Origin of the sequence: Nocardioides sp. (assembly GCF_025964975.1) — a bacterium.
In the GTDB taxonomy this organism is placed as follows: domain Bacteria; phylum Actinomycetota; class Actinomycetes; order Propionibacteriales; family Nocardioidaceae; genus Nocardioides.
Map to the genome: position 1 here is coordinate 1 of NZ_JAOPXV010000222.1, position 6,696 is coordinate 6,696.

The window sequence follows — 6,696 nt, forward strand, 5'->3', positions numbered from 1 at the left end:
GTGGAACGGCGAACGCTGACAAGAGCAGCATGAAGACGAACAGGTTGTCCACGGACAGTGACTTCTCGACCAAGTACCCAGTCAGGTACTCGACCCCCCGCGTTGATCCGAATTCCGCCCAGACGTAGGCACCGAATGCCAGGGGCAGGGCGACGTAGAACAGCGACCACCCGACGGCCTCGCGCATGGAGACGTCGTGCGGCCGACGGGTGATGACGAAGTCGAGTGCGAGGAGCGCGACGACGCCGCCGATCGTCGCTGCCCACAGCGTGGGAGTTCCGATCGTCTCCAAGTTTCTGCTTGGACCTGCGGCGAGCACGATCTCGCCAAGGGCAGTCATCTTCAGCAGCCTCCTGTCGACGTCATGGCTGGCCCTGCGATAGGGACCCGGGCCGGTATCGGGTCCTGCCGCGCCGAGACTTTCGGAACGGCGACCTGCAACCAATTCCTCTCTACCCACACTCGTGTCGTCGGATGCATTCGGGGTTCGCCCCGTCCTCGCCAGGGCTCATCGGGGGTACTGGCGATCCCACCCGCCGTGCAGACGGCTGATCGCATCGTCGGCTTCGTGAAAAGATTCACAAAGTGTCCGAATTGCTGTCTGGTGCTCAACGCCCACCCCGAACGCGTTGTTGAGGCGGGTGTCGGTGCTGAGTGCGTGGTGGGTGGCCTCATGGAGGACCGAGTACATCAGGAAGGTGACTGCGGCACCGATCGGTGCGGTCAAGCCAGGGTGACAACCGCGCCGCGAGGACGCCCCAGGCCTCAAGTGCGAAGAGACCCAGGGCGCCGACGAAGAGCAGGACCATTGGCCGGGCCAGCCAGGGCACCGTCTCGCCTGGTCCGGCAGGCCCAGGACCGGCCGCTTCGCCTCGGGTTCGCGTTCGACGGCGTTTCAGCTGCGCCTGACCGACCAGAGGTGTGCAGTCGGTACCACCGCTTACCGTGGTGGCGCTGGTAGGACCACGTAACGACGACAGCGCCCTGCGGTCGTGGAACCAGAACCCGGTGATGTCATCGACCGGCGTACGACGAACGGGCTCGATATCGGCCGCGACCACGCCCGGGCCCACGCGGCGGTCCCGGCGGGCCACCACGGCTCCCTCTGCGTCACAGATCGCCGCACCGCTGTGGAGCCAGCCGCGGTAGGTCAGCGGGCTCCACGGGAGCGGGCACTCGTGGGCTCCCGAGTGGGGCCGCATGCACGACCGGGGAGCCGACCACCCGCGCCATCGCCGCCGCCACGCCGGCCGCCGTACGCGCGCTGTCCTCCTCCATCCGACGCGTCAGCCACCGGGGGCGCCAGGCCGGGATGCTCCACCATGCGGAGCCCCCGACCACCAGGTCGACCCTTCCGCGGAGCCGGAGCGCCGTCTGCGTGCGCATGAACCTCCCAGCAGAGCGGCGTCCGCGGTGAGTTCGTCCGCGTCGATGACGCCGTCGTCCTCACCTCCGACGTAGAAGCAGTTCTCCCACATCGTCGGGAGGTCCTTGTCATGCCGCCGCAGCACGTCACCGCGGGGATCCACGAGGAAGACGGCGTTGCGGTTGTGCCCGTCGGCATCGCGACAGATCAAGGAGCCGCCCACCGTGGCGCTGTGTCGCCGAGTTCGCCGGTGGTGGCCTTGACGACGCGTACCTCGTGGTCCCGGATGAGCAGGATGACGCGGGTTCCTAGGTGGGACCTCCCGAGGTGGTGTGGCGCCGGCGCGCTACTCTCGTCGGGCCAGTCGTACTCCGAGCAACGTGGAGTCAGGGAACCCGGTGGGAATCCGGGGCTGACGCGCAGCGGTGAGGGTGACGGGCGGAGCACGCCGCCTCCCCGGGGGTGGCAGCCACTGGAGCACGGCTCCGGGAAGGCGCGCCGTCCCGATTGATCCCGAGTCCGAAGACCTGCTGGTCCTAGTGGCGATCGCCGCCAGGTCGAGAGTGGTCCCGCGAACGGACCCTGACCAGATTGGTTCACCCAGTGTCCAGCACCCGCACTCGAGGCGACCTCTGTCCGGGCGTGATGCGGCCGTGGCCGGCGGCCGACGGCATGCTCGTACGCCTTCGCCTCATCGGTGGTCATGTGTCGTCGGCGTCGTTGCGTGCCTTGGTCGCGGTGGCGGAGCAGTACGGCGACGCGCGGGTCCGCGTCACCTCGCGCGCCAACCTCCAGGTGCGTGCCCTGCCCGGAACCGCCAGCGCACTCGCGCCGGAGGTGCTGGCCGCGATCGAGGCGACCGGCCTACTGCCGACCCGCACCCACGAGCTGGCCCGCAACGTCATGGTCTCGCCGCAGACCGGACTGGCCGGTGGTGTCGTCGACCTCCGGCCGGTGGCTGCCGAGTTGGACGCGCGGCTGTGCGGGCACCCGAGCCTGGCGATGCTGCCCGGCCGTTTCCTGTTCGTGCTCGACGACGGCCGGGGCGACCTGGTCGATCGGGACTGCGACCTGGGGCTGGTCGTGTTGGACGCTGAGTCGGCTCAGCTCCGGGTCGGCGACGGGTTCGGCCCGGTCGTCGCGATCTCCACCGTTGCCCGGCAAGTCGCGACGCTGGCCCACCAGTTCGCCGTTCGGCGAGGAGCCGGTCCGGCGGCGCCGTGGCACGTCGTCGAGCTGGCCGAACCACTCGTGCGCCCAGTCGCACCAGACCCGCGGCTGCCGGAGTCGGCACCACCACTGCCGTTCGGCGAAGTGCCGGGTGGCCGGCACGTCGAGGTCACTGATGTGGGCCTGGACCGGACCGCTGTGGCCGGGCTGACCGCAGACACCGCCGACGTCGTCATCACCCCGTGGCGTGGCGTCCTCGTCCCCCAGGAGGGCACGTGAACGAAGTGATGCCACGGCTGCGACGTCCAGGCCGGCACTACGACTACATCGACGTGGGGCCGGACATCTACCTCGACTCGTTCGCCACGATCCGGCGCGAGGCCGACCTATCCCGCGTGCCTGCCGAGGCCGAGAAGCTCGCGGTCAGGATGATCCACGGCAGTGGTCAGGTGGACCTGGCGCAGGATCTCGTCGTCCACCCCGGACTGACCTCCACCGCGCGGGCTGCGCTCGAGACTGGAGCGCCCGTGCTGTGCGACGCGACGATGGTCGCGACCGGGGTGACCCGGAGCCGGTTGCCGAGGGACAACGACGTGCTGTGCTTCCTCAACGACGAGCGGGTCCCGGATCTTGCGCGGTTGTGGCGCACGACCCGCACCGCGGCCGCCGTCTCGCTGTGGGAGCCCCACCTCGAGGGTGCCGTAGTGGCGATCGGCAATGCGCCTACGGCACTGTTCCACCTGCTCGAGCTCATCCTCGACGGCGGCCCTAGGCCGGCCGTGATCGTCGGCTGCCCGGTTGGCTTCATCGGGGCCGCCGAGTCCAAGCAGGCACTGATCGACCTGAATGCCGAACACGGGATCGACATCCCCTACGTCACAGTCCGTGGCCGCCGTGGCGGCTCGGCGATGACCTCGTCCGCCCTTAACGCACTCGCCCAGGAGGAAGAATGAGCGGTCACTTCTATGGCGTGGGCGTGGGGCCCGGCGACCCCGAGCTGATCACCCGCAAGGGCGCCCGGCTGATCGAGCAGGCGGACGTGATCGCCTTCCATGCCGGCGTCGGCAAGGAGTCGAATGCCCGCCGCATCGCCGTCGGGCTGTTCCCCGCGGGCGTCGTCGAGGAGCGGCTGACCTACCCCGTGACCACCGGAGCCACTGACCACCCCGGCGGCTATGCCGGCGCGCTCGCGGACTTCTACGAGGAGTCCGCGGTCCGGCTCGCGGCCCACCTCGACGCCGAGCGTGATGTGGTCTTGCTCGCCGAGGGCGATCCTTTGTTCTATGGCTCCTACATGTACATGCACGACCGGCTGGCCGAGCGTTTCCCGACCGAGGTCGTCCCCGGCGTGCCCGCGTTTATGGCCGCGACCGCTGCCGCCGCGAGCCCGCTGGTCAGGCAGACCGACGTCCTCACGGTGCTCCCCGGCACGATGCCCGAGCCCGAGCTCGCGCGCCGCCTGGCCGACACCGACGCGGCGATCATCATGAAGCTCGGCCGCACCTTCCCCGCCGTACGCCGAGCGCTCGAGGCCGCCGGTCGGCTGGACCACGCGCTCTACGTGGAGCGCGCGTCGATGCCCGAGCAGCGCTGGCTCCCGGTGGCCGAGGTGGACCCCGACTCGGTGCCCTACTTCTCGCTCATCGTCGTCACCGGCGACTCGCTCAACGGGTCTCGGTCGCGCACCACGTCGGAGCCGGCCGAGGAGATCGCTCCGGTGTCGAAGCCGGTCGCCGAGCTCCTCGTCGTCGGGCTCGGCCCCGGCCCCGATGCCTGGCTGACACCCGAAGTGAGCGAGGCTCTGGCGCAGGTCTCGCACGTCGTCGGCTACGGGCCGTACGTCGAGCGGGTGCCCCAGCGCACGGGACTGACCCGGCACGCGTCGGGCAACACCGTCGAGGTCGACCGGGCCAGGCTGGCCCTTGACCTGGCGAGGTCGGGGGAGAAGGTCGCGGTCGTCTCGGGCGGCGACGCGGGGGTCTTCGGGATGGCAGCGGCCGTCTTCGAGGCGGCCGAGGACCCGGTGTACGCCGACGTCGCGATCCGCGTCCTGCCGGGCGTCAGCGCCGTGCAGGCGGTGGCGGCGCGGGCCGGCGCACCGATCGGCGGCGACTTCGCCGTGGTCTCGCTGTCCGACCGGCTCAAGCCGTGGTCGGTGGTCGAGTGCCGGCTGCGCGCGATCGCCGAGGCCGACCTGGTGCTGGCGATCTACAACCCGGCGTCCCGCTCGCGCACCGGGCAGGTCGCGACCGCGCAGCGCGTGCTGCTGGAGCACCGCAAGCCCGACACCATCGTGGTCGTCGGCCGCGACATCGGCCGGGACGAGGAGTCCCTCACCGTGACCACACTGGCCGAGCTCGACCCGAGCAGCATCGACATGAAGTGCCTGCTCATCATCGGCGCCGCCAGCACCCGCGTCAGTCCCGCAGGCGTCTGGACCCCCCGATACGTGGAGGCATGATGGCCGTCCACTTCGTCGGCGCCGGTCCCGGGGCCGCCGACCTGCTGACCGTCCGCGCGACCCGGCTGCTCGCCAACGCCGACGTCGTGCTCTTCCCCGGCAGCTACCTCGACCCCGAGGTGCTCGGCCACGTCAGCCCCGAAGCGACCCTGGTCGACACCCAGGACCTCGACCTCGACCAGATCATCGAGCGGCTCGTCGCCGCCCACCACGAGGGCCTCGATGTCGTGCGGCTGGCATCCGGCGACCTGTCGGTCTACTCCGCACTGGCCGAGCAGACCCGGCGCCTCGACGCCGCCGGGGTCTCGTGGGACGTCACGCCCGGGGTCCCGGCCTACGCCGCGGCCGCGGCTCTCCTCGGCCGCGAGCTGACCGTGCCGCTCATCTCCCAGTCGGTCGTGCTGACCCGCACGCAGGCCAGGTCCACCGCGATGCCCGTGGGCGAGTCGCTGGCGGCCTTCGCCGCGACCGGCGCCACCCTCGTCCTCCACCTCGCCATCACCCGCACCCGTCAGCTGATGGCCGAGATTGAGCCCGAGTACGGCGCCGACTGCCCGGTCGCCGTCGTCCACCGCGCCACCCAGCACGAGGAGCAGGTGTTGCGCGGCACTGTCGGCACCATCGCCGACCTTGTCGAGGGGGCAGGGCTGAGGATGGCGGCAGTCATCCTCGTCGGGCGGGCGCTCGATCCGCGTCCGGGCGGCGAGTCCTACCTGTACGCCGCAGGGCGCGACCGGAGTAGCAAGCGGCGAACGACCTCTACGACGTGATCGACCGGCGGCGCGACACCCGCAGCGAGTTCACCGGGCAGCCGGTGGGACCAGGACGCGCTGGAGCGGGTCCTCAGCCACAGGTGTAGGCCCACTGGGTGACCGTGCGGGCCGGGGTCCAACCCGTGAAGGTGCCGACCGGGGCCGCGGTCTCGACCGCGATCCGGGTCAGCTCGCCGCCGTGCTCGCCGTACACCTGTGCCAGCAGCTGCTCGGTCTCAATCGTGACACCATGCACGACCAACCGGCCGCCAGGCGCGAGCGCGGCCAGGCACGCGTCGAGCACACCGGGTGCCGTGGCGCCCCCACCGACAAAAATCGCGTCGGGCGGGCGGAGCCCGCCGAGCGCGCCCGGGGCGCGACCGGTGACCACCGTGAGGCCTGGCACGCCCAGACGGGTCGCGTTGCGGGCGATCCGAGCGGCGCGCTCGGCGATTCCCTCGACGGCGGTCGCGCAGCAGGTGGGATGAACGCGCATCCACTCGATGCCGATCGATCCTGCGCCCGCGCCGACGTCCCACAGGTGCTCGCCGGGCATCGGTGCGAGCCTCGCCAGGGCGGCCGCTCGCAGGTCGCGTTTGGTGAGCTGACCGTCGTGCTCGAAGGCGTCGTCGGGCAGACCGGTCGCCCAGCCGGCCACCGACGGGCCGGCCAGCTCTAGCGCCAGCACGTGCAGGCGAGGCGACGTGGCGGACCAGTCGCCCGCCATGCCCGACAGGTGCGACTCGTCCGGGGCGCCGAGGTCGCCCAAGACGTGGAGCACGCTCTCGCCGTACTCCGCCTCCCTCAGCAGCGCCGCGACCCGGGCGGGTGTGTGCTCGTCGGACGAGAGCACCAGGACGCGGCGTGCCGGCGCCAGCTCGCGGAGCACCAGTGCGGTGTCGCGACCGACGAGGCTGATCACGGCGCACGACTCCGCAGGCCAACCG

At 71.1% G+C, this 6,696-nt stretch carries 6 protein-coding genes, 1 pseudogene and 1 riboswitch; of the genes and pseudogenes, 4 read left to right on the forward strand and 3 right to left on the reverse strand.

Annotated elements, in window-relative coordinates:
- Positions 1-340 (reverse strand): annotated as a pseudogene (locus tag JWN68_RS17775) (hypothetical protein); the annotation flags it as partial.
- Positions 341-1,110: 770 nt separating this feature from the next.
- Complete coding sequence (locus JWN68_RS17780) at positions 1,111-1,386, reverse strand: hypothetical protein (protein WP_297741422.1); 276 nt, start codon at positions 1,384-1,386, stop codon at positions 1,111-1,113.
- Between the two features lie 324 nt (positions 1,387-1,710).
- Positions 1,711-1,916, forward strand: a riboswitch (cobalamin riboswitch).
- 53 nt (positions 1,917-1,969) lie between these two features.
- Here JWN68_RS17780 and JWN68_RS17785 point away from each other — a divergent pair.
- From JWN68_RS17785 to JWN68_RS17800, 4 genes are read left to right on the forward strand one after another with little or no spacing between them, the layout of a single operon-like run.
- Complete coding sequence (locus tag JWN68_RS17785) at positions 1,970-2,815, forward strand: nitrite reductase (protein ID WP_297741424.1); 846 nt, start codon at positions 1,970-1,972, stop codon at positions 2,813-2,815.
- Between the two features lie 8 nt (positions 2,816-2,823).
- The gene (locus JWN68_RS17790; RefSeq protein WP_297741430.1) at positions 2,824-3,489 is read left to right on the forward strand and encodes a precorrin-8X methylmutase; all 666 of its coding nucleotides are present in this window, start codon (positions 2,824-2,826) and stop codon (positions 3,487-3,489) included.
- Positions 3,486-4,997 (forward strand): precorrin-2 C(20)-methyltransferase, encoded by a 1,512-nt coding sequence (locus tag JWN68_RS17795; protein ID WP_297741426.1) that lies wholly within the window; start codon positions 3,486-3,488, stop codon positions 4,995-4,997. Before JWN68_RS17790 ends, JWN68_RS17795 begins: the two co-directional genes overlap by 4 nt.
- Positions 4,997-5,767 carry an SAM-dependent methyltransferase gene (locus tag JWN68_RS17800; RefSeq protein ID WP_297741432.1) on the forward strand — a complete coding sequence of 257 codons (771 nt, stop codon included), beginning with the start codon at positions 4,997-4,999 and terminating at the stop codon, positions 5,765-5,767. The genes JWN68_RS17795 and JWN68_RS17800 overlap by 1 nt, the downstream gene beginning before the upstream one ends.
- Positions 5,768-5,840: 73 nt before the next feature.
- On the opposite strand, the gene cbiT is transcribed toward JWN68_RS17800, so the two are convergent.
- Positions 5,841-6,696 (reverse strand): precorrin-6Y C5,15-methyltransferase (decarboxylating) subunit CbiT (cbiT, locus tag JWN68_RS17805; protein ID WP_297741428.1); only part of this gene is annotated, 856 nt, incomplete at its 5' end.